This window comes from Tunturiibacter empetritectus, assembly GCF_013410875.1.
Lineage (GTDB): Bacteria > Acidobacteriota > Terriglobia > Terriglobales > Acidobacteriaceae > Edaphobacter > Edaphobacter empetritectus.
Window position 1 is genome coordinate 57940 of sequence record NZ_JACCCU010000003.1, and the last position, 22458, is coordinate 80397.

The 22458-nt window shown below is 58.4% G+C and carries 16 protein-coding genes; 6 read left to right on the top strand and 10 right to left on the bottom strand.

What is annotated here, in order from left to right; all coding sequences use genetic code 11:
* Nucleotides 1–15: 15 nt before the first annotated feature.
* The 3 genes from HDF08_RS18025 to HDF08_RS18035 are packed head-to-tail and all read right to left on the bottom strand — an operon-like array spanning nt 16 to nt 7717.
* On the bottom strand, nt 16–3147 hold the full coding sequence (locus tag HDF08_RS18025) for an efflux RND transporter permease subunit (RefSeq protein ID WP_179640083.1): 3132 nt from the start codon (nt 3145–3147) through the stop codon (nt 16–18).
* Nucleotides 3144–6470: an efflux RND transporter permease subunit gene (locus HDF08_RS18030; protein WP_179640084.1), complete on the bottom strand. Its 3327-nt coding sequence runs from the start codon at nt 6468–6470 to the stop codon at nt 3144–3146. Before HDF08_RS18030 ends, HDF08_RS18025 begins: the two co-directional genes overlap by 4 nt.
* Entirely contained in the window at nt 6467–7717 is a 1251-nt protein-coding gene (locus HDF08_RS18035; RefSeq protein ID WP_179640085.1) for an efflux RND transporter periplasmic adaptor subunit, read from the bottom strand. Before HDF08_RS18035 ends, HDF08_RS18030 begins: the two co-directional genes overlap by 4 nt.
* 397 nt (nt 7718–8114) lie before the next feature.
* Between HDF08_RS18035 and rpmB the strand changes: the two genes are divergently transcribed.
* Nucleotides 8115–8303, top strand: a complete 189-nt coding sequence (gene rpmB / locus HDF08_RS18040) for a 50S ribosomal protein L28 (RefSeq protein WP_179640086.1) — start codon at nt 8115–8117, stop codon at nt 8301–8303.
* Between the two features lie 77 nt (nt 8304–8380).
* Here the strand turns inward: rpmB and msrB are convergent, their stop codons facing one another.
* Entirely contained in the window at nt 8381–8791 is a 411-nt protein-coding gene (gene msrB / locus HDF08_RS18045; RefSeq protein WP_179640087.1) for a peptide-methionine (R)-S-oxide reductase MsrB, read from the bottom strand.
* 52 nt (nt 8792–8843) lie between these two features.
* Complete coding sequence (locus HDF08_RS18050) at nt 8844–9260, bottom strand: RidA family protein (protein ID WP_179640088.1); 417 nt, start codon at nt 9258–9260, stop codon at nt 8844–8846.
* A gap of 143 nt (nt 9261–9403) precedes the next feature.
* Here HDF08_RS18050 and HDF08_RS18055 point away from each other — a divergent pair, with 143 nt between their 5' ends.
* From HDF08_RS18055 to HDF08_RS18070, 4 genes are all read left to right on the top strand, one after another.
* A complete protein-coding gene (locus HDF08_RS18055; protein WP_179640089.1) occupies nt 9404–10471 on the top strand; it encodes a uroporphyrinogen decarboxylase/cobalamine-independent methonine synthase family protein in 1068 nt (355 codons plus the stop codon).
* A gap of 122 nt (nt 10472–10593) precedes the next feature.
* Entirely contained in the window at nt 10594–12165 is a 1572-nt protein-coding gene (locus HDF08_RS18060) for an ArnT family glycosyltransferase (RefSeq protein ID WP_179640090.1), read from the top strand.
* Nucleotides 12166–12316: 151 nt separating this feature from the next.
* Entirely contained in the window at nt 12317–12724 is a 408-nt protein-coding gene (locus HDF08_RS18065; RefSeq protein WP_179640091.1) for a YidB family protein, read from the top strand.
* Nucleotides 12725–12842: 118 nt separating this feature from the next.
* Nucleotides 12843–13235: a LysM peptidoglycan-binding domain-containing protein gene (locus tag HDF08_RS18070; protein WP_179640092.1), complete on the top strand. Its 393-nt coding sequence runs from the start codon at nt 12843–12845 to the stop codon at nt 13233–13235.
* 494 nt (nt 13236–13729) lie between these two features.
* On the opposite strand, the gene HDF08_RS18075 is transcribed toward HDF08_RS18070, so the two are convergent.
* Together HDF08_RS18075 and HDF08_RS18080 are read right to left on the bottom strand one after the other, a co-directional pair.
* Nucleotides 13730–15574: a bifunctional diguanylate cyclase/phosphodiesterase gene (locus tag HDF08_RS18075; protein WP_179640093.1), complete on the bottom strand. Its 1845-nt coding sequence runs from the start codon at nt 15572–15574 to the stop codon at nt 13730–13732.
* A gap of 142 nt (nt 15575–15716) precedes the next feature.
* Complete coding sequence (locus tag HDF08_RS18080; RefSeq protein ID WP_179640094.1) at nt 15717–16721, bottom strand: VWA domain-containing protein; 1005 nt, start codon at nt 16719–16721, stop codon at nt 15717–15719.
* A 395-nt stretch (nt 16722–17116) separates the two neighbouring features.
* Between HDF08_RS18080 and HDF08_RS18085 the strand changes: the two genes are divergently transcribed.
* Nucleotides 17117–19225, top strand: a complete 2109-nt coding sequence (locus HDF08_RS18085; protein WP_257031261.1) for a prolyl oligopeptidase family serine peptidase — start codon at nt 17117–17119, stop codon at nt 19223–19225.
* Nucleotides 19226–19414: 189 nt separating this feature from the next.
* Here the strand turns inward: HDF08_RS18085 and HDF08_RS18090 are convergent, their stop codons facing one another.
* The 3 genes from HDF08_RS18090 to trpC form a co-directional block, all read right to left on the bottom strand.
* Complete coding sequence (locus HDF08_RS18090) at nt 19415–20317, bottom strand: bifunctional helix-turn-helix transcriptional regulator/GNAT family N-acetyltransferase (protein WP_179640095.1); 903 nt, start codon at nt 20315–20317, stop codon at nt 19415–19417.
* A 508-nt stretch (nt 20318–20825) separates the two neighbouring features.
* Entirely contained in the window at nt 20826–21509 is a 684-nt protein-coding gene (locus tag HDF08_RS18095; protein WP_179640096.1) for a phosphoribosylanthranilate isomerase, read from the bottom strand.
* 33 nt (nt 21510–21542) lie between these two features.
* The gene (gene trpC, locus HDF08_RS18100; protein ID WP_179640097.1) at nt 21543–22346 is read right to left on the bottom strand and encodes an indole-3-glycerol phosphate synthase TrpC; all 804 of its coding nucleotides are present in this window, start codon (nt 22344–22346) and stop codon (nt 21543–21545) included.
* Nucleotides 22347–22458 lie beyond the last annotated feature (112 nt).

Here is a 22458-nt window from a genome sequence, read left to right on the forward strand (position 1 = left end):
GTTAGACATCCAAATCTACTCCGCAGCGACGGCAGCTGGGCCGCCCCCGGGGTTGAAAGTATCGTGCTTACGACCCAATGCACGCAGACGCAGGCGATCCAGCGTGAGATAGACAACGGGAGTGGTGTAGAGCGTAAGCATCTGGCTCACGATCAAACCCCCAACAATCGTTATGCCCAGCGGTCGTCGCAACTCCGACCCCGTTCCTGTCCCAAATGCCAGCGGCAACGCCCCAAAGAGCGCAGCCATCGTCGTCATCAGAATAGGCCGAAAACGCAGCATGCACGCCTCAAAGATCGCGTCTTCCGTATTCATGCCACCCTCGCGCTCTGCCTGCAGCGCAAAGTCGATCATCATAATCGCGTTCTTCTTCACAATGCCGATCAGCAGCACAATCCCGATGATCGAAATAACGTTCAAATCCGTCTTGAAGAGCATCAGCGCCAGCATCGCGCCAACACTGGCCGAAGGCAGCGTCGAAAGAATCGTCAACGGATGCACCAGACTCTCGTACAAAACTCCCAGCACAATATAGACCGCAAGCAACGCCGTCAAAATCAGCAGGGGTTCGGTCCCCAGCGACTGCTGATACGCCAGCAGCGTTCCCGCAAAGAATCCATGCACCGAGGTGGGAGTCCCCAGCCGCTGCTGCATCTGCGCAATCTCAAGCGTCGCATCGCTCAATGACATCCCGGGAGCCAGATTGAACGACACCGTCACCGAAGGGAACAGCCCCGTGTGATTCAAAGAAAGCGGAGTCGTATTAGTCATAGATGTCGCCATCGTAAAGAGCGGGACGTTCCCGCTGGCCGTCGTGCTGCTGGTGCCGGAAGGATGAAAATAGATATTCTTCAATCCCTCTGGCGTCTGCCAGTACTCCGGCGCAACCTCCAGCACGACGTAGTACTGATTCAGTTGGGTATAGATGATCGAAACCTGCTGCTGCCCGAACGCACTGTACAGCCCCTGATCGAGCGACTGCGCCGTCTGGCCCAGCTTCGCCGCCGTCACCCGGTCGTACGTAAGCAGCTGATCCAGGCCCCCATTCTGCTGATCCGAGCTCACATCTTGAAACCCGGGCAGATGCATCATAGCTGTCAGCAGCTTGGGACCCCACGTCGAAAGATCCGTAACGTTATCCGCCTGAATCGTGTACTGATAGAGCGCGTTGCTCGATCGTCCGCCAATGCGAAGATCCTGTGAAGCCTGCAAAAACGCCGAGGCGCCCGTCACCCGGTTCAGCTTCGGCCGCAGCCGGTTGATAATATCCGGCGCCGTGATCTTGCGAAGGTTCAACGGCTTCAGCGCCACGAATATATTTCCTGTATTCGTAGCCCCGCCGCCACCCGTAAAGCCAATCACGTTTTGAACGGCCGGATCATTCTTCACGATATTTGCGACTTCCTGAAGTGCCATATTCATAGAAGCGAACGAAGCATCCTGCGGCCCCCGAACCGCCCCTGCCAGCGACCCCGTATCCTGCTGCGGAAAAAATCCCTTCGGAATCTTGATCACCAGAGCCACATTCAAAGCGATCGTCAACAGCAGTACAGTCAGAGTCAGCACAGGGTTTTCCAGCACCCAATGCAGGCTTCGCCGATAGAGCGAAAGCACCCAGTCGAAAAACCTCTCCGACGCCATGTAAATCCGGCCATGCTTCTTCGCGTGCTCGTTCCGCAGCAGATACGCGCACATCATCGGCGTCGTCGTCAGCGAGATCAGCATCGACACGAAGATCGCTGTAGAAAGGGTCACCGCAAACTCGCGAAACAGCCTCCCCACAATCCCGCCCATCAAAAGCAGGGGAATAAAAACCGCAACCAGCGAGATGCTGATCGACACCACCGTAAAACCAATCTCCTGCGCTCCCTTTAGCGCAGCGGCAAACGGAGTCATCCCGTTCTCGAGATGCCGCGTGATGTTCTCCATCACCACAATCGCATCGTCCACCACAAACCCGGTCGAGATCGTCAGTGCCATCAGCGAGAGGTTATCGATGCTGTAGCCAAACATGTACATCACCGCAAAGGTCCCAATCAACGAAACCGGAACCGCCACCGCGGGAATCAGCGTCGCTCGCCCATTCCGCAGAAAGACGAAAACCACCCCAATCACCAGCGCGATAGAGAGCAGCAGCGTTCGCTCCACATCACTCACCGACGCACGAATCGTCGTCGTGCGATCCAGCACAATCGTCGTATCGATCCCCTTCGGAATCGAGGCCTCCACCGACGGCAGCTCAGCCCGGATACGATCCACCGTATCAATAATGTTGGCCCCGGGCTGCCGAAAGATAATCAGCATCACAGCCCGCTTGCCGTTCAGATATCCCGCCGCACGCAGGTTCTGTGTCGAGTCGACCACATCTGCCACATCAGACAACCGCACCGCCGACCCGTTATTGTAACCAATAATGATCGGTTTATAGTCCTCCGCATGCGAGATCTGGTCATTCGCAACGATATCCGCTGACACGTCTCCGTTCGTGATCTGACCCTTCGCCAGGTTCGAATTCTGCAGACTCACCACCGACTGCACATTCGCCATCGTCATCCCAAAGCTCGCAAGCTTCGTCGGATTTACCTCAACCCGAACCGAGGGCAGCGCGCCTCCACCAGGATTGACCTGCCCCACTCCCTGGATCTGCGAAAGCTTTTGCTGCACCACCGTCGACGCTTCGTCGTACAACTTGTCCGGCCCATATTTATCCGACGTCAGCCCCAGAATCATGATCGGCGCATCCGCGGGGTTCACCTTGCGATACGTCGGATTTCCCGGAAGATTCGCCGGAAGATAAGTTCTCGCCGCGTTGATCGCCGCCTCGACATCGCGCGCCGCGCCATCAATATTCCGGCTCAAATCAAATTGAATCGTGATCGACGTCGTGCCGAGGCTGCTCGCAGAGGTCATCTCCGTCACCCCTGCAATATGCCCAAACTGCCGTTCCAGCGGGGTCGCCACCGACGACGCCATGATCTCGGCGCTCCCGCCCGGCAAACTCGCACCCACCGAGATCGTCGGAAAATCCACCTGCGGCAGTGGCGAAACCGGCAGCACATTGAACGCAATCGCCCCCGCAATCGCAATTGCAATCGTAAGCAGCGTCGTCGCCACAGGCCGATGGATGAATGGTGCAGAGATGTTCATGGCTGCTCCGCCGGCTCTAACTCGCCTCCGCCCTGCTCCGCCTTCTTCGACTTGCTCGAGAACCGATGCGAAAGATTGTCAAAGAAGATGTAGATCACCGGAGTCGTATAAAGCGTGAGCACCTGGCTTACCAGCAGGCCGCCCACCATGGCAATTCCAAGCGGCCTGCGCAACTCCGAACCGATACCATGCCCAAACGCCAACGGGAGACCGCCCAGCAGCGCAGCCATCGTCGTCATCATGATCGGACGAAAGCGCAGCAGGCACGCCTCATAGATAGCATCGGTCGAACTAAGCCCGCGGTGGCGCTCCGCATCAAGCGCAAAGTCGACCATCATGATTCCGTTTTTCTTAACGATGCCGATTAGCAGAACCAACCCGATAATCGCCACCACGCTCAGATCCTGGTGAAAGAGGATCAGAGAAAGAAACGCGCCAACACCCGCCGAAGGCAGCGTTGAAAGAATCGTAACTGGATGAATGAAGCTTTCGTAAAGAACACCCAGAACGATGTATACCGTCACCAGCGCAGCCAGAATCAGCAGCGGCATTCCCGAGAGCGAGTTCCGAAATGAAGCCGCAGTCCCCTGAAAATCCGCCTGCAGACTTGCTGGCATGTGCATGTCCTTCTGCACTTTTGTAATCTCGGTGATCGCGCCTCCCAGCGCAGCATTCGGCGCAAGATTAAACGAGACCGTAATCGCCGGAAACTGTCCCTGGTGAGTAATCGAGAGCGCCTCCGTCGTCGTCTCAAAGTGCGAAAACGCGCTGAACGGCACTGCATTATTGAACGTCGAACTCGTAGTACCAGCCGAAGTCGCGCCCTTGCTCGAGGTCGAATTCACAGTGCTCGAAGTGAGTGCATTGATCGGAGGAGCCAGCGTATTCGCAGAAGCCGTAAACAGTGCCGAGCCCGTCAGTGCGTTCGACCCCGCCGAGGTCGAGCCATTGCCCGAAGACGAAGTTGCCGCTGCACCCGTGGTCCCTGACGCCGAACCCGACCGGATATAGAGATGGTTCAGCTTATTCGGATCGAGCTGAAACTGCGGCTCGGCCTCCAGAATCACGTGATACTGATTCAACTGCGTATACATCGTGTTGATCTGCCGCTGGCCAAACGCATCGTAAAGCGTGTTATCGATCGTCGTCGGCGCCACACCAAGCCGCGAGGCCGTCGCCCGGTCAATCATCAGCGACACCGCCAGCCCGCCCAACTGCTGGTCCGTCGCAACATCCTCCAGTTCTGGCAACTCCTTCAACCGAGTTACAAATCGAGCCGTCCAGTCGTTCAGCTCGTTCTGATCCGGATCCTCCAGCGAGTACTGGTACTGCGTGCGGCTCACCCGGTCATCCACCGTAATGTTCTGCACCGGCTGCATAAAGATCTGAATGTCCTGCACATCCTTCAGCTTCGACTGAAGCCGTCGAATCACATCGGAGGCATTCAAATCGCGATCTTCGAGCGGCTTCAGGTTGATCGACATCCTTCCACTGTTCGTCGTGATATTTGTTCCATCCGCGCCAATAAACGAGGACAGGCTCTCGACAGCAGGATCCGCCAGGATCACCTTCGCCACCTCCTGCTGCTTGACCGCCATCGCCTTCGACCCAATCGTCTGGGGAGCCTGCGTGATTCCCTGGATCACGCCCGTATCCTGCACAGGAAAAAATCCCTTGGGAATAATGATGTACAGAAAGATCGTCAGCATCAACGTCGCAAGAGCAACCAGCAGCGTAATCGTCTGGTAGCGGAGTACAACCTTCAACGTCCGTCCGTAGAACGCAATCATCCGTTCAAAGACGTGCTCCGAGGCTCGATAGAAACGTCCCTGCTGCGCTTCAGGATTGTGTTTTAAAATCCGCGAAGCCATCATCGGCGTCAGCGTCAGCGAAACCACCGCAGACACAACGATCGTCACCGCCAGCGTCACCGCGAACTCACGGAACAGGCGACCCACAACATCTCCCATGAACAACAGCGGAATCAACACCGCAATCAAAGAGACCGTCAGCGAAAGAATCGTAAACCCGATCTGCTCCGCGCCCTTCAGCGCCGCCTCCATCGGCGTATCGCCCTCTTCCAGATAGCGCGAGATATTCTCCACCATCACAATCGCGTCATCGACGACGAACCCCGTCGAGATCGTCAGCGCCATTAGCGACAGGTTATCCAGGCTGTAGCCAAGCGAGTACATCGCTGCAAAGGTTCCAATCAGTGACAGCGGCACCGCCACACTTGGAATGATCGTTGCATACAGATTTCGCAGGAACAGGAAGATGACCAGCACTACCAGCCCGATGGTCAGCATTAGTTCAAACTCAACATCGCTCACCGACGCCTGAATCGGGGTCGTAAGGTCAGTCAGCGTCGTCACCTCGATGCCCTTCGGCAGATTGGCCTCGAGCTGCGGCAGCAACTTTTTGATGCTCTTGACCACGCTGATCGTGTTTCCACCCGGCTGGCGCTGCACATTCAAAATCACCGCAGGCGTCTGGTTCATCCACGCAGCCTGCGTCGTGTTCTCAACGCCGTCAAGAATGTGTGCAACATCAGTCAGCATTACAGGCGCTCCGTTGCGATACGCAACCACCACACTCCTGTAGTCCTTGCTGGTCACGAGCTGATCGTTTGCATCGATCTGGTAGTCTTGCCGCGGCCCGTCGAAGTTCCCCTTTGCAGCATTCACGCTGCTCTGGCTGACCGCCGTACGCAGATCCTCAAGGTTGATGCCGTACGACGAGAGCGCCGTCGGATTCGCCTGAATCCGCACCGCAGGCTTCTGTCCGCCGCTGATGCTCACCAACCCAACCCCGCTCAGCTGCGAGATCTTCGGTGCCAGCCGCGTATCCACCAGATCCTCCACCTGGGAGAGCGGCACCGTCTTCGAAGTAATCGCCAGCGTCAGCACCGGCGCATCCGCAGGATTCGTCTTGCTATAGATCGGCGGTGCAGGAAGGTTCGCAGGCAGAAAGCTCTGCGAAGCATTGATCGCCGACTGAACCTCTTCTTCCGCTATATCGATGTTCAAACTGAGATTGAACTGCAGCACCACCACCGAGGTTCCACCCGAACTGCTCGAGGTCATCTGGCTCAACCCCTGCAACTCGCCGAACTGGCGCTCCAGCGGAGCCGTCACCGTCGTCGCCATCACCTGCGGACTGGCGCCGGGATAAAACGTCAGCACCTGGATCGTCGGGTAATCGACCTCAGGCAGCGCCGACACCGGCAACTGCGTGTAACTCACAATACCGACTAGCAGAATCGCAGCCATCAACAACGACGTTGCGACCGGTCGCAAAATAAACGGACGGGATGGACTCAAGGAGCGCTACTCCCAGCCGTCGCTGCCGCAGGAATCGGCTTATTCGACACGCTGACCTTCGAATTGTCCTGCAGCTTGTCGAAGCTGCTGTTGGCAACCACGTCCCCGGGATTGATCCCGGTCACCTGCGCGGTCTCGCCCTCGACCACCCCCGGCTTTACCGAGCGCATGTGCGCCGTATTATTCTGCAAAACATAAACAAACGACGCCGTGCCGTTATGCTGAATCGCGGATGTCGGAATCAGCGTCGCTCCCTGCAGCGTATTCACCAGCAGCCGCGCATTCACAAACTCATTCGGAAACAGCGACGAATCCTTATTTTCAAACGTCGCCCTAGCCTTCACCGTCCCTGTCGTCGTATCGATCTGGTTATCCAGCGTCAACAACGTCCCCGTCGCAATCTGCTTCAACGCCGCCCGGTCATAGGCATCCACTGCGAGCTTCGCCTGCTGACGAAGCCGCGGCTGAATCTGCCCCAGGTTGTCCTCCGGCACCGTAAAGATCACCGTGATCGGCTGCATCTGCGTAATCACCGCAAGCGTCGTCGTCCCCGAGGCCTGCACCACATTTCCCGGATCGACCAGCCGCAGCCCGACCCTTCCCGAGATCGGCGCCCGAATATGACAGTACCCAACCTGAATCTGGTCGAACTTCACCGTCCCTTCGTCGTTCTTCACCGTGCCCGCATCCTGCAGCACAATCTTCTCCTGGTCATCCAGCGTCTGCTTCGGAATCGCATTCCTCGACCACGCATCGCGATATCGATTAAGATCCATCGTCGCCTGCGCCAGCGTAGCCTGATCGCGCTCCAATACACCTTGCGCCTGCATCAGCGTCGCCTCAAACGGCCGCGGGTCGATCTCAATCAACGGATCGCCCTTCCGCACAACCTGGCCCTCCTTGAAGCGCACCGCGACAACCGGCCCCGTCACCTGGCTTGTAATCGAAGCCGTGTAAACCGGAGTCACCGTCCCAATCGCATCGAGGTACACGCCAATGTTGCCCTTCTGTGCGGTTGCGGTCGTTAGCGCCACCGCCCCACCCCCGGCACCCCGCTTCGGAGCAGCGTTCGTGCCCGAATCTTCGTGATGCCGTAACACCAGAAAGAAACCAATAGCAAAGATCAGCAGCAATACGACCCACACAATAACCCGAAGCAGCTTACTTCGAGACGAGGTCGGAGGAGGAGCCGGAAGTTGATGATCCGGCCCAACGATGGGGTGCTGTTCATGCGATTCGGCTGGCAATACGTCTCCCTTGCCACATCAGAGAATTTTTTTTGGACAGAAAATGTGCAGCAGGTCCCTAATCTTATCGACGGATGAGCCCGTACAAAGACTCAGCTTCGGCCCACGCAACCGTCAACTTTTATCTGATCGACAGCTCAATAAGCAATGACTCCTCAATAAGATGCCTGCAAAATCCCACACGATGTCCCCAGCCTTCCCCTTCCCGCGACTCTCCCGTTGAGCCCACCGCCCACAGCATGGTATGATTACGAATCGGCAGACTACCCTTCATCGGGTAGCGGTCAGGAGCGACCCCGCTCCCAGTACCATCCTTCCCGACCCCGTTTTGAGGCTTCTTTCACTCAGGCGCATGTCCCCGGGAATCTTCTGCGACTCAGGATTGGAGCACTTCGTCATGGCACAAAAATGTGATCTTTGCGGCAAAGGCCCGCAGTTTGGCAACAACATCTCTCACGCCCACAACACCACCCGTCGTCGTTGGAACGTGAACCTCCAGCCCGTCAAGGCCCAGGTCAACGGTGCCAGCAAGCGCATGCGCGTCTGCACCAGCTGCATCAAGACCGGCAAAGTCGTAAAAGGCTAACCAGCTCTAACCTCCAGAAACAGAATGCCCCAGCCGCGACCTAGCCGGCTGGGGCTTTTCCTGTTTTTCAGCTCAATTTACTGTTTCTCAAAACCCAACGAAGCGCTATTGATGCAGTACCGCAGCCCCGTCGGCTTCGGACCATCCGGGAAGACATGCCCCAGGTGAGCCCCACAGGTCGCACACTGCACCTCCACCCGCCTCATCCCAAGCGAATTGTCCTCGATCGACACAATCGCATCCGGCGAAACCGGGTTCCAGAAGCTCGGCCAACCGCTCCCCGACTCGAACTTCTTATCCGAGGTAAACAGCGGCGCATTGCAAGCCCCGCAGTGATACACCCCGTCCTCATGGTTATTCACCAAAATCCCGGTAAACGGACGCTCCGTCCCGCCCTCACGCATCACATGAAACTGCTCCGGAGTCAGCAGCTCACGCCACTCCGCCTCCGTCTTATGAACCTTCTCACCCTTTGTCACTTCGGCCATCGTTCCGACCTCCTGTCGTCTACCAATTAGATGCCAGGCCGCCCATTATGTTTCAGGCGGCACCCTTCACGATCACTTCAATCTCCACCAGCGCATCCTTTGGCAGCCCGGCCACTGCCACCGTCGACCGCGCCGGCGGCACCACGCCCTCAGGCGCCAGGTACTTCGCATAAACCTCGTTCATCGCCGCAAAGTCCCCCATCGACTTCAAAAACACAGTCGTCTTCACCACATGACTCAGATCCAGCCCGGCCTGCGCGAGCACCGCCTTCACATTCTCCAGCGCCCTCGCCGTCTGTTCCGCAATCCCCCCGGCAACCATCTGCCCTGTAGCTGGATCCAGGCCAACCTGCCCCGACGCAAACAACATATCCCCCACCCGCACCGCCTGCGAGTACGGCCCAATCGCCCCCGGCGCCTCTTTCGTCGAAACCGCCGTCTTCCCCTGATCGCTCAAAAGTTCGCTCATGCCGCTAAGTCTATCCCGTTCTTCAGACAATGAAAAACCCCACGCGGCAGAGCATCGATACGATCCCTTCGCACAGCCATGCCCGCTCAGGATCAATCTATTGATGGATGTTCCGCCGAACTGCAAAACGATATCCTCCCTCAATGGCGATCCCGACTGAACCCATCGGCAGCATCCCCCGTCCACCTGCATTGCTCGAAGCCTCCGTCGCCTTCCACAACCAGCAAATCAGCAATGAGGCGCTTGAAGAAGCCACCGCCGAGGCACTCCGCGACACCATCCAGCGATTCGAGCAAACCGGATCCCCCATCCTCACCGACGGCGAACAGACCAAGCCCAGCTTCGCAACCTATCCCCTCTCCGGGCTCACCAATCTCGCTCCCGACGGAGTCACGATTCCCTTCGCCGATGGCCACGTCCGTCAACTACCTCGCCTCACCGCAGGTCCCTTCCGCTACGGCGTGCACGCTGCCAGCTACCTCAGCGCAGCTCGTCGCTACACCCGGCTCCCGATAAAACAGGCCGTCATCTCCGCCTCTGCCTTGAGCCTCCTCTATCCATCGGCGGGCATACCGGGCTATCCTCGCGAGGAGTTTCTGGCCGACCTCATCGACGAAGCTGCCGCCGACATCCGTGGCGCCCTCCAGGCCGGAGCAGCCTCTGTCCAGATCGACTTCACCGAAGCCAGGCTCTCCCTCAAACTCGATCCCTCAGCCGGCTTACTGCGCAGCTTCATAGCCCTCAACAATCAGGTCCTCGAACGCTTCACCCCCGAAGAGCGCCTTCTCATCGGCGTTCACGTCTGTCCCGGGGGCGACCACGACTCCACTCACAGCGCCGACGTGGACTACTCAACGTTGTTACCTGACCTCTTCCAGTTGAACGCCGGACGCTTCTACCTCCAAATGGCCAGCGAACCCGACAGAAAACGAATCCTCCAACTGGTAGGCCAGCTCCTTCAACCGAATCACACCATCTTCATCGGCGTCATCGATCCCATCGATCCGAAGATTGAAACCCCAGCTCAGGTGCGCGATCGCGTCCTCGAAGCGGCCTCTCTCCTCCCGGCAGCACAGCTCGGAACCACCGATGACTGCGGATTCGCTCCCTTCGCCGATGACACCTCCACCGCTCGTGACCTTGCCTTCAGCAAAATTCAGGCCAGAGTCGAGGGCACCGAACTTGCCGCGCGGGAACTTGGCCTCTCCTAGAACCACCCGTCCTCGATCCAATGAAAATCCATCACAATTAACCAAAATTGGAGCGCTTGGCGACCTCCATAAATCCACCTATCCAGCGGAACATTCCCCTCACTCCTTCGTACACTGTTTGCATGAGTGCGACCCCATCGGCAACTCTTGCGCCAAAACAAGACCGAACCCCATCTCTCCTGACCTCCGGAACCGCCATCATCGTCTACGTCGCCTTGGTGCGTCTCGTCCTCTACTTTTTTGCCGGACCACGCTACGGATACTTTCGCGATGAACTCTACTACCTGGCCTGCGGGGAACACCCCGCCTGGGGATACGTCGATCAGCCGCCACTCATCGGATGGATCGCCTGGCTCCTTCAGCACACCATCGGGACCTCGCTTTGGGCTCTGCGTCTCCTGCCAGCCCTTGCCGGTGCTGCCACCATCCTTCTTGCCGGCCTCCTCGCACGCGAACTAGGTGGCCGCCGCTGGGCGATGTTCCTCGCCTCATTTGCAGCATTGATGGCCCCCGTCTCCCTCGCCCTGTCCCACCTGTTCACCATGAACGCCTTCGATCCCCTGCTCTGGGCCGCGATCGCATACCTCGTCGTGCGTATCGCGAAGACAGGCAACGAGCCCCTCTGGCTTGCCGTCGGCGCCCTTGCAGGTGCCACGATCCTCAACAAGTACGCCGTCATCTTCTGGCTCTCGGGGCTGATTATCGGCGTCTGCCTGACACCTCTACGTCAAAGTCTGCGTCATCGCTGGTTTTGGTTCGGCTGCGCCCTGGCAGCGGCCATCGCTCTCCCCAACTTCCTATGGCAATGGCAGCACCAGTTCCCCTTTCTCCAGCTCATGGCCAATGTCCGAAAGAGTGGCCGCGACATTCTCCTCTCCCCGCTGCCTTTTCTCCAGGCCCAGGCACAGATGCTTGGCTTTGTCGCCGCGCTGCTCGTGCCCTTTGCGCTTCTGTTCTTCTTTTCCAGGCAGGGCCGTCCATATCGCGCTCTCGGATGGGCCTATCTCATATTTCTCGCCGAAATGATGATCCTTCACGGCAAAATGTACTACGTCGCCCCCGTATACCCCATCATGTTCGCCGCCGGTGCAGTCTGGATCGAAGCCGTCACAGATTCCACCCTCTGGATCTGGGTCAAACCCGCTCTCGCGCTCGCAATCCTCGCCGTCGGCGGCATCTATGCTCCAACGATTCTGCCCATCCTCAGCGTCCCGAACTTCCTCGCCTACGAGCACAAGACCGGCATCGAGCAACAGAAGTTCGAAAATATGCCACAGGGGGTTCTCCCGCAGTTGTACGCCGACATGTTTGGCTGGGAGCAGATCGCCCAGCGAGTGGCCGTGTACTATCACAGCCTCTCGCCGGAGGAACAACAGAAGACCGCCATCTTCGCCAATAACTACGGCGACGCCGGAGCCATCGACTTCTTCGGGCCCAGGTACGGCCTCCCCAAATCCATCGGAGTTCATCAGAACTACTGGATCTGGGGACCCCGTAGCTACACAGGCGAGAGCATCATCGTCCTCGGAGAGGGCAATGAACGCAACATGCAGACAAAATGCACCAGCTACTCGATTATCGGCAATACGGAGTACCCGCTCTCCCGCCGCGATGAATGGGGACCCATCTATCACTGCCGCGGATTCAAGCGGAACCTGCAAACGATCTGGCCGGACCTCAAGCGTTGGAATTGAGCATCGACTCTATGCCGAGCAGCCGGGCCAACAGACCCGCCTTTTCGTCTACCCAAATCAAAAGTCACCGCATGACAAATCCATAAATATTTCTTTCTTACGCCCGCACTCCTGCTAAATCAGTCATATATTGGGTGCGAGGTGAACAAACATGGGAATTATGGATATGATCCAATCGCTCGCCGGTCAGACTGGAGCCGCAGCCGGCACCGATCAGGCTAAAGTTGCAGGTGGCTTCATTGAAGCTCTCACCCAGCATCCCGAAGGTATTCAGGGCGTTCTCGACGCCTTCAAGAACAACGGAATGGCCGAGCACGTCAACAACTGGGGCGCAGGTCAGGCCACCACAGCCACTCCCGAGCAGGTCCAGCAGGGTCTCGGCGGAACCGGCCTCATCGAGGCCACTGCAGCCAAAGCCGGCGTCTCGCCTCAGATCGTTCAGGTAGCCCTCGCCACCGTCCTGCCTATGGTCATCCAGCACTTCGCTCCCAACGGACAGGCCGCGCCGACCAGCTCCATGGGCAGCATGGCACAGAGTCTCCTCAGCAAATTCGTCTAAACCGCAAGGTCGAAGCGGAACAACTTCGCAGGATCATTTTCAGGAGCGCAGGGGCCCCGCGCTTCCTCCCAACAGCATCAACCAAACAGTCAGCCAAGCTGACAAGGAGAGCTACGCCATGGCAGATCTAGACGCATTGAAACAGAAGTACGCCGGTGTCATTGCATCCCTGCAGAAGTTCGCCCCCTACGGAGCCACCCTCGATGCAGTCGACCTCGACGGCGAGAAGCTCCACATCAAAGGCAGCGTTCCCTCCCGCGTCATCCTCGAGCGCGTATGGGACGAGATCAAAAAGGCGGACCCCACCTACGCCGACCTCCACCACGAGATCACCAACACCGGCGGAGATACCCAGGCCTACACCATCAAATCCGGCGACACCCTCGGTGCCATCAGCCAGCTCTTCTACGCCACCGCCAGCAAATATACTCAGATCGCTCAGGCCAACAATATCTCCGACCCCAACAAGATCCAGGCCGGTGCCACCCTTCAGCTCCCCGTAATCACCTAGCGCAAAGTCATTTAGGAGCACCGCCGCGGTGGTTAGAGCAAACGCCGTAGTGGGGTATGCCGTAGTGGGGTGTAGAGTCGCCTTCGCTTTCTTGTTTGTCATTCCCGAAGGGAATCTGCGTCCGCAGTCTCTAACCCCCTCATAGAATCACCGGTAGCCTCATGTCTCGATTCTGAGACATGGGGCACACGGCCAAGCCACCTCCGCAAGGGCAGCCTCAAAAATCCTGTCAAGCCCCCTCCACACGAAAACCTGCGCCAATCCTGAAGATTCGCGTGGCGTATGAGTTAGTCTCCATCCGTTATACTGGACTAATAGAACAGAGAGCCCCGGAGACCACTCCGGGGTTCTCCAGTTTAACCAGTAACTCCTTTATTTCTTATATTTTGCAGGCAAGTCATCTAAAATCAATATTTTACAGGCATGCCATGCCGCTAGGCCACTGATTGTAAACAGTTTACGCCCAAGATACCCGGGAGGGGGGGGGTACCCCGCTAGCCCGGGATCGTCGAAGCCGCAGCCACCTCAACCCGGTTTCTGCCCGCGGACTTCGCTTGGTAGAGCGCCTGGTCGGCCGCATCCACCAGCATCGTCGCAGCCGAATCATGCCCCAGCATCTTCGTCGCGCAGCCGATACTCACCGTCACCACCCCGCTAGGACTGCCCGAGTGCGGCAGCCCAAGCAACTCCACAGTCCGGCGAATCTGTTCAGCGACCAGCTGCGCGCCGCTGCTCCCGGTGTTCGGCAGCACGGCCACAAACTCCTCGCCCCCATACCGGGCGAACAGGTCCGACGACCGGTGGATCACCTCCTGCGCCGCCATGGCAATCTGGCGCAGGCAGCTGTCGCCCATCACATGCCCGTAAAGGTCGTTGTAAGGTTTGAAGTGATCGACATCGATCATCAACACCGAAATCAGCGAGCCATCGCGCATAGCCCTGCGCCACTCCAGGTCCATCTTCTCCTCGAACCGCCGCCGGTTTGCGACGCCAGTCAAGCCGTCAGCCATCGCAAGATTCTCCACCAGCCGGAAGGCGCGGTTCAGCTCCTCCTCGGCAGCCTTGCGAGCAGTTACATCCCGCACCACGTTGACGAACCCGATAGGCTCCCACGTCGTCTCGTCGTGATAGAGCCGCAGGCTCGCCTCCATCCAGACATACCTGCCATCCTTTCCCGCACACCGATAGATCAACGGCTCGACCGGCTCCCCCTCACGACAGGCCCGCATCATCGCCTCCACCGCCACAATATCGTCAGCATGGACAATCTGGTGGTGGGTCCGGCCGATCAGCTCCTCCGGCTCCCACCCCAGCACGGTAAAAACAGCTGGAGAGACGTACCGCCTCGCGCCAGCGAGGTCCGAGAGAACAATCACATCGTTTGAAGCCTCAGCCAAAAGACGAAATAGCGTCTCGCTGGCCTTCAGGTTGACCTGCAGCCTCTCACGCTCGGAGATCACTACCTCAACGACATAAAGCACCAGCATCGAGACCGCAACGAAGAACTGCAGCAGCAGATCACCAGTCAGCGGCGAGCCCGCATGCACCAGCGCGATCGGACCCCGTCCCCGAATCGTCAGGTAGCCGCCGACTATCGACACGATCAACAGCCCAAGCGCCGATCCTGCCAGGCGCAGGCGAGCGCCAAGCAGTAGCAGCACAGGCAGCAGCAGGAACAGAAGCGGAAACCGCGTCTGCCAGAAGACACCCACCGTCGTCGCGAGCAGAAGCATCAGGAGCCCAGTAACCTCCAGCCGCGACCGGCCGGGAAACCGCTCCCTCTCCCGGAACGACAGGTACAGCGGCGTCATCACCGCAATGCCCAGCGCATCCGCCACAAACCAGTGTCTGGCTGCGATAAACCTCGGCAGCGCATGGAGGCTCGAGATGCTCAGCTGTGCCAGCACCGAAGCAATCGCCGGCGCGAGCACAACGCCATACGCCAGCAGCCGCAACAGCTGCCTCCGCTGGGTAAGGTCTGGATTGGGTGAGATCGTCCGATACGTCAGCGCCGCCGCGATGCCCACCTCCAGCATGTTGCACCCGGCAAGATAGATAGAGATACCAGGCGCAAACGACAGCGATAGATTGAGTCCAAGGTCGACAGCGAAACCTACCGCCAGATAAGCCGCCCACTGTCGACGCCTCGAACATAGGAGCACCCCCAGCAGCAGGCCGTTCGAAGGCCACAGGATCGTCGCCCCGCCAATGTCCCAGCTCCGAATATTCAACAGTAGCGCCGCATAGCCCAGGCACACAAGCACCAGCGCGACCGTCGTCAGTCGCCACAGAGACGAGACGCGATCCTCTACGGCCTCATTGAGAGAACCAATACCCATAACCAGCCCGGAGCCACCTTATCGGCAAACGCAGCGTTTCGCTTTATTGCCTTTCATCGGACTCCTAGTATGCTCCTTCCTGAAAGTTCAACCATCCAACGAACGATCTCGAACCCTGTTGTTCACCTGGGCGATCGAAGCCTCAGTTCGTGTTTGCCGCAGCGGCGTCCAGCTCGCCGGCAAAGTAGCTCTCGCGAAAGCGGATTCGCGCCTCAGGATAATCCGGAATCTTGACCCGTATCCTGTGCATTCCCGATGCCGGCTCACCGTTCGCCTCGGCGTGGGGCTGAAAGCTCAACAGATAGTAGTTATGCACGTGATTGGAGAGCTGATGCAGGCCTTCGTCGAAGCCTCGCTGCGTGGTGAAGTTGATGTACTCGCCGCCCGAGAGCGCAGCCAGCTCATGCGCCGCATTCTTCTTCAGGGCGTTCACCGCCATCACCAGAAGGCCGATCGGCCCGCTACCGCCGCCATACTTCAAATCACTCATAACCTCCGTCTTTCCTGGCCCAAACGCCACAGAGTCGACGACCGTATTGGTTCTCCCAAGTGCAGCAACTACCTCGGCCGGCTTAGCTGTGCTGCCGTGGTCACGGGTCTCGCTGATCAGCAGAATCGCGTGACGATAGTGGTTCTGGCGCGCTTCAAGCAGCTTCGTCGCATACGCGACGGCGTCGAGGGTTGAGGCTTCGGGATCGTCGCAGGGTTCAAGCTGCGAGAGTGCGCGGCTCATAGCGTCGACGTTGTTGGAGAATTTGCCGAGCAGCAGCGGTGCGGAGCCGTACGTGACGATGGCGACCTCGCGCGGGGCATCGCCGGCGATGCCATCGATCATCGAGCCCAGGCCGCTTAGCTTGGGGTACTCATAACCAGCGGCGCGGCTGCATTGGACGACGACGACGAGCGACAGGCCGAGGGAGTCGGTGTCCTCATCGACGCGCACCGCTTGCGGAACTCCATTGTCTTCAACGACAAACTGCTCCGGCTTGAGCTCGTAGATCATCTCGCCGTGTTTGGTCTGGACGGTGGTTGGGATCAGAACCACGTTGGATTGGGTTTTGAGGGTGTAGCTCTGGCTGTCCGCCGGCGCCTGAGCCAGGGCTGGAAGCGTGGCGCACAGCAGAAGGGCGAGGAGGAGAGACCGCATCCCTCAAGTCTAAACGGAGGAAATTTTGCATTTTGATTGGGAAAAAATGGTTTGTGGTGAGGGGGTGGCTTTTGTTGGGGTTTTGCGCTTTTGTGGTGTTTTGCGATGGTTAAATCGTGGTGTGATCGTGGTGACTTGTGTGGCTGACGTGGTGTTTTAGCCGTCACTTTTCTGCAACCGAAAGATGCGCCACAAATCTCAACTTTATTTTCGGACTTGCCGGTTTACTTTCTGCCTCCCGGGCGGTCGAAAGAAAATTTTCCCATTTGCGTCCACACGACAGGAATCTCTACTGCCTCGCGGCGACTTACTTCAGAGTCACTCATCTAAGTTATAGTCCGAGGGTGGCTGTCTGACCTCCCCCTGGAACGAGAATTGAACCGAAAGTTGACTTGATGACTACGACCCCTGCTATTGCTTCACCCTCCCCTGCGATGACCTCCCCTGCGACGACCTCAGCTCTCACGTATCCTACTGCCCGCAAGGTGGAGCAGACGGACGACTACTTTGGCACTTCGGTCAGCGATCCTTACCGATGGATGGAGGATGTCGACTCCGCCGAGTTGAAGGTCTGGGTGGATGCCGAGAATGAACTGACACAGAGCTATCTTGCGGAGGTCCCCTCTCGCGAGGCGATGCAGAAGCGGCTGATGGAACTGATCGACTTCGAGCGATACACCGCTCCCGCGCGGCGAGGCGAGCGATACTTCTACTCGCACAACAGCGGGTTGCAGAATCAGAACGTCATCTACTGGCACGAGGGGCTGGAGGGTGAGCCGAAGGTGCTGCTCGATCCGAATATCTTCTCGGCCGATGGCACGGTTGCGATCAGCGGCCTCAGCATCACCGACGATGGATCACTGGCAGCGTACTCGATCGCGGACGCAGGCAGCGATTGGGTGAAGTGGCATGTGCGCGATGTCACCACCGGCAAGGACCTGCCCGATATCGTCGAGTGGTCGAAGTTCAGCGGGGCCGCGTGGCTCAAGGACGGCAGCGGCTTCTTCTACGAGGGCTACGACGCGCCTGCGGCTGAGGCGCTGAAGGCTGCCAACTACTTTCACAAGGTGTTCTTTCACAAACTGGGTACACCGCAGAGCGAGGACAAGCTCGTCTTCGACCGTCCCGACGACAAGGAGTTGAATCTCGGGGCGAACGTGACTGATGACGGGAGATACCTGGTGCTCTATCAGAGCAAAGGCACAAGTCCGAACAACGAGATCGCCATCAAGAATCTTCAGCAGCCCGAGTCTGCGACTCTGCGGCTGATCGAAACTGCGGATGCCACCTACGCACCGATTAACAACGACGGCTCTCTCTTCTGGCTGCTCACAACGCTCGATGCTCCTAACGGTAAGGTCATCTCCATTGACCTGAATCATCCTGAGCGCGAACACTGGAAGACGGTAATTCCCGAGAGCAAAAACAAGCTGAGCGACATCTCGATCATCGACAATACGTTTATCGCGAACTATCTTGCCGATGCGCAGAGCCTGATCGAACTTCGCAGTCTTGATGGTCAGTTGATCGAACGGCTGAAGCTGCCCGCGATCGGCACCGCCTACGGCTTCGGCGGACTGCGCGAGGATACCGAGACCTTCTACCAGTTCACCAACTTTACGACGCCGGGCACGATCTACCGACTGGATATGAAGACGCGCCAGTCAACCATCTATCGACAGCCGAAGTTGTTGTTCGATCCGGCGCTCTATGAGACGACGCAGATCTTCTACATCAGCAAGGACGGTACGCGCGTTCCAATGTTTATCAGCCACAAGAAGGGCCTTATGCTCGACGGCAGTGCGCCGACACTACTGTATGCGTATGGCGGCTTCAATGTGCCGTTGATGCCGGAGTTCTCTTCCGCGCATGTGATGTGGATGGAGATGGGCGGGGTCTACGCACAGCCCAGCCTGCGAGGCGGCGGCGAGTATGGCGAGGCGTGGCACGAGGCCGGAACTCGACTGAAGAAGCAGAACGTCTTCGACGATTTCATTGCGGCAGCCGAGTGGCTGATCGAGAACAGGTACACCTCGGCGGCGAAGCTGGCCATCTCCGGCGGAAGCAACGGCGGTCTGCTGGTGGCAGCCTGTGAGCTGCAGCGGGCGGATCTCTTTGGTGCCGTAGTCGCGCAGGTTGGTGTGATGGATATGTTGCGCTTCGATAAGTTCACGATCGGCTGGGCATGGAAGGAAGAGTATGGATCTCCTTCAGAGAACGCGGAGGAGTTTGCCGCGATCTACAAGTACTCGCCGCTGCACAATGTTCGGCCGGGCGTGGCCTATCCGGCGACGTTGATTACCACGGGCGACCACGACGACCGAGTCTATCCGGCGCACAGCTTCAAGTACACCGCAGCTCTGCAGGCGGCACAGACTGGCTCGAATCCGATTCTGATTCGGGTGGAGACGCGCGCGGGACATGGGGCGGGAATGCCGCTGAGTAAGAGAATTGAAGCGACAGTGGATCAATATGCTTTTCTGGTGAGGGAGTTAAACCGGTAGAGACTGTCCTGCCGGACGGGCGCCCTACGCGGGCAGCGGTCACTTCGTGACGTGTATACCGCTTCGCGTGGTTCTCCCGTTGGTCGCGAGGAAAGATTGATTCCGACCAACGGGAGAACCACGCGAAGCTTTAAAAAGGCGTGCGAACGCCCGCGCTCCGCGCAGGAGGCCCGTCCGGCAGGACAGTTTCTAAGAGATGTTTTTACGAAGGAAGACGGTCGCCTGGGGGTTGTCGTTGTAGCGTTCACAGGGAACGTAACCACGCTTGCAATACAGCGCAATTGCAGTCTTCAAACCGTCGTGGCTATCAAGGTAGATCCAACGCAACTCCCTGCTTCGGGCGAACTCCTCCAGCGCATCCATAAGCTTGTCTGCGATGCCGTGCCCGCGGGCGGCAGGCTGCACGTAGAGCCGCTTGCATTCGCCGGCAAACGGAGTTGAGGTCATCTTACGCAGGAGGACGCAGCCAACCGGCTTGTCGTCCAGATGAGCGAGCCACACGCCGGAGGAGGCGCCGTCGATGATCTTCCGGATCGAAGGGAGCGTATCCCGTACCACGACGTTGATTGCATCGTAGTACTCCTGCAGAAGTTGAAGCACCTCGTCGCTGCACTTCGATACGCGAACGATTCGCAGAGAAGGTTCTTTCGGCCGACTCAGAATGGAACGAACCTTCGAGAGCGAATCAAGCAGCACCTCGCGGTCGGGGGAATCGAGGCCTGCGAGCAGCTGCTGTATTTGTAACTCAGACTGTTCGTTGAGCTTTGCTACGGCTCTGGCTCCTGATGTCGAGAGGGTAAGCAGCCTCTCGCGGCCGTCCTGCTTTGAAGCGACCTGGCGTACCAGCCTTCGCCGTGTGAGCAGAGCGAGGCATCGACTGATGTATCCGGCGTCGAGGCAGAGCGTGTTGCGTAACGAGGACGCAGTCTGGCGGGGATTGGCTCCGATCTCATAGAGAATCCGCGCCTCCGTCAGCGAAAACTCCCCATCCAGATGCCGCTTTCGCAGCAAGCCCAGCCGCGCTGTGTAGAAGCGGTTGAACTCTCGTACTGCGGAGACCTGATTCCGTTCTTCGAGGTTGGTGCCAAGCATAGGTGGAGTTTAAGATTAAATAGTTGCTAAAAGCAAGTATCTAGATCCGTCCATGACTCAGTGGAGCGGGCTGTTGATCTTGTGGAGTGGTTGGGGCATTTCGGCAGGTAATAACCAGTTACGCAATACAGCTTGCGGCACCCGACGGCGGGATTCAATTTTTATCGCTATTTTTGAGGCGATACTGGGTTTGTCCCGCTTTCGGGGTATATCCAAATACCCAGCATTTGTGGTGATCCGGCGGAGAAATGTGAATCCGGGGACATCGCCTACGCGTCTTAATAAATACGTAGAAAGGTTGCTCTATGAAACTGAGAATTTCTATCGCGTTCCTACTGGCACTGGTTCCTGCACTCGCTTCGGCAGCACCAAAGCAGCCCGCAGCGCATCTGCGGTCACAGGGGTATCACGACCGCGCCCCAAAGGCTCACATTGAACACTCATACCCGCACCACGCGTAAACGAGTGTTCTTCGCTGCCGCTGAGTTGAGATCAAACCAAACTTAGGTCAGATCGAATCGACCTTCGACTCACGCGCCTTCCGAATAAATACCGCTAGTTTTTCCGGGCTTTTTCTGCCCGGCACCGCCTCCACACCACTTGCGACATCGACCCCCCAAGGATTGAGCCCCTGGATAGCCTCCGCTACGTTTTCGGCGCGGAGGCCACCTGCCACAATGAGCTTGAGCTGAGGCGGGGCTTCGTCGAAGATGCTGCGCGCGATGTCCCAGTCAAACGCGACGCCAGTGCCCCCGAGGACTGCGCCTACCTTCGAATCGATCAGAACACGATCTACTAAGCCGTCAGCTGCAATCTTGCGCAGCTCCGAGGCTACGATCACTGCGCTGGCGGCGTCGGCATCGACTTGCCAGTGAACGGTCTGGATGAGGGAGACCTGCCCGGCGAAGAGCTTGTGGAGGCGATGCAGAAGGGCGAAGTCGACGCCGCTGTGGAGCTGCACTGCGGTGAGACCGGCCTCATGGGCTGCGCGCGCGATCTCGTAAGCATCGACTGCGTGGAAGACGCCTACGCGCTCGACGGTGGATGGAAGATGCGGCGTAATCTTTGCGACCTCGGCAGAGGTGATGCGGCGCGGGCTGGGGGCGAAGACGAAGCCGAGCGCATCGGCGCCAAGTTCGGCGGCTAGTTTTGCATCTTCGAGGCTAGTGTTGGCGCAGATCTTAATCCACATGAGGTTGGCCGGCTTCGCTCGCGCGCCTTCTGATTAGATGTCGGAGGAGAGCTCACGATCCAGAAGGGTGGCGAGCGCGGCTGCGGGGTTGGGCTGCCGCATGAGCGTCTCGCCGATGAGGAAGGCATCATATCCGACGGCTCGCAGCCTGGCGATGTCTTCGGCGGTGCGGATGCCGCTCTCGGCTACGGTGACGACGTCTTTCGGTACGGATGCGGCGAGCTCGAAGAGAACTTCGGTGCGTACGGAGAAGGTGCGCAGATCGCGGCTGTTGACACCGATGAGGTCGAAGCCCAAAGCGATGGCGCGTTCCATCTCTTCGCGGTCGTGGGTCTCGCAGAGGACGTCGAGGCCGCGTGAGCTGGCTTCGACGCGCAGATCGCTGAGCGCCTCGTCGCTGTGCGCGGAGATGATGAGCAAGATCGCATCGGCTCCGTAGGCGCGGGCTTCGAGGATCTGAAAGGGATCGAGGATGAAGTCCTTGCGGAGGCAGGGGATGTCGACGACGCTCGATGCCTGTTCGAGGTAGGCGAGCGAACCCTGGAAGAACTCCTCGTCGGTGAGGACGGAGAGGGCAGCGGCGCCGGAGGACTCGAAGGTTTTGGCGAGGGTGGCAGGATAGAAGTTGCTGCGGATGAGGCCCTTGGAGGGAGAGGCTTTTTTAATCTCGGCGATGATGGCGGGGCCATTTTTTGCAGCTGCCTGGAGGCCGGCACGGAAGCCGCGGGGGATGTGGGCGGCGGCCATGCTCTCAAGCAGCCCAAAGTCCGCGACCGCCTTGCGAGCTCTTACCTGTAGGAGCGTGTGCGCAAGAATCTGGTCGAGCTGAGTGGGCATAGTCCCCTTGCGATGGCCTTGTGGTCAGCTCCGGATGCGACCGGTTCGACCAACACTCGGCTGTCGTTGGCGGCTATTGAAAGCTGCCTGCCTGCAACCGAGGTTGAAACTT

Excerpts from the sequence above, each read along its gene's own strand:
- HDF08_RS18025 (WP_179640083.1), bottom strand. The coding sequence starts at position 3,147 with ATGAACATCTCTGCACCATTCATCCATCGGCCTGTGGCGACGACGCTG.
- rpmB (WP_179640086.1), top strand. The coding sequence starts at position 8,115 with ATGGCACAAAAATGTGATCTTTGCGGCAAAGGCCCGCAGTTTGGCAAC.
- msrB (WP_179640087.1), bottom strand. The coding sequence starts at position 8,791 with ATGGCCGAAGTGACAAAGGGTGAGAAGGTTCATAAGACGGAGGCGGAG.
- HDF08_RS18050 (WP_179640088.1), bottom strand. The coding sequence starts at position 9,260 with ATGAGCGAACTTTTGAGCGATCAGGGGAAGACGGCGGTTTCGACGAAA.
- HDF08_RS18055 (WP_179640089.1), top strand. The coding sequence starts at position 9,404 with ATGGCGATCCCGACTGAACCCATCGGCAGCATCCCCCGTCCACCTGCA.
- HDF08_RS18060 (WP_179640090.1), top strand. The coding sequence starts at position 10,594 with ATGAGTGCGACCCCATCGGCAACTCTTGCGCCAAAACAAGACCGAACC.
- HDF08_RS18065 (WP_179640091.1), top strand. The coding sequence starts at position 12,317 with ATGGGAATTATGGATATGATCCAATCGCTCGCCGGTCAGACTGGAGCC.
- HDF08_RS18070 (WP_179640092.1), top strand. The coding sequence starts at position 12,843 with ATGGCAGATCTAGACGCATTGAAACAGAAGTACGCCGGTGTCATTGCA.
- HDF08_RS18075 (WP_179640093.1), bottom strand. The coding sequence starts at position 15,574 with ATGGGTATTGGTTCTCTCAATGAGGCCGTAGAGGATCGCGTCTCGTCT.
- HDF08_RS18080 (WP_179640094.1), bottom strand. The coding sequence starts at position 16,721 with ATGCGGTCTCTCCTCCTCGCCCTTCTGCTGTGCGCCACGCTTCCAGCC.
- HDF08_RS18085 (WP_257031261.1), top strand. The coding sequence starts at position 17,117 with ATGACTACGACCCCTGCTATTGCTTCACCCTCCCCTGCGATGACCTCC.
- HDF08_RS18090 (WP_179640095.1), bottom strand. The coding sequence starts at position 20,317 with ATGCTTGGCACCAACCTCGAAGAACGGAATCAGGTCTCCGCAGTACGA.
- HDF08_RS18095 (WP_179640096.1), bottom strand. The coding sequence starts at position 21,509 with ATGTGGATTAAGATCTGCGCCAACACTAGCCTCGAAGATGCAAAACTA.
- trpC (WP_179640097.1), bottom strand. The coding sequence starts at position 22,346 with ATGCCCACTCAGCTCGACCAGATTCTTGCGCACACGCTCCTACAGGTA.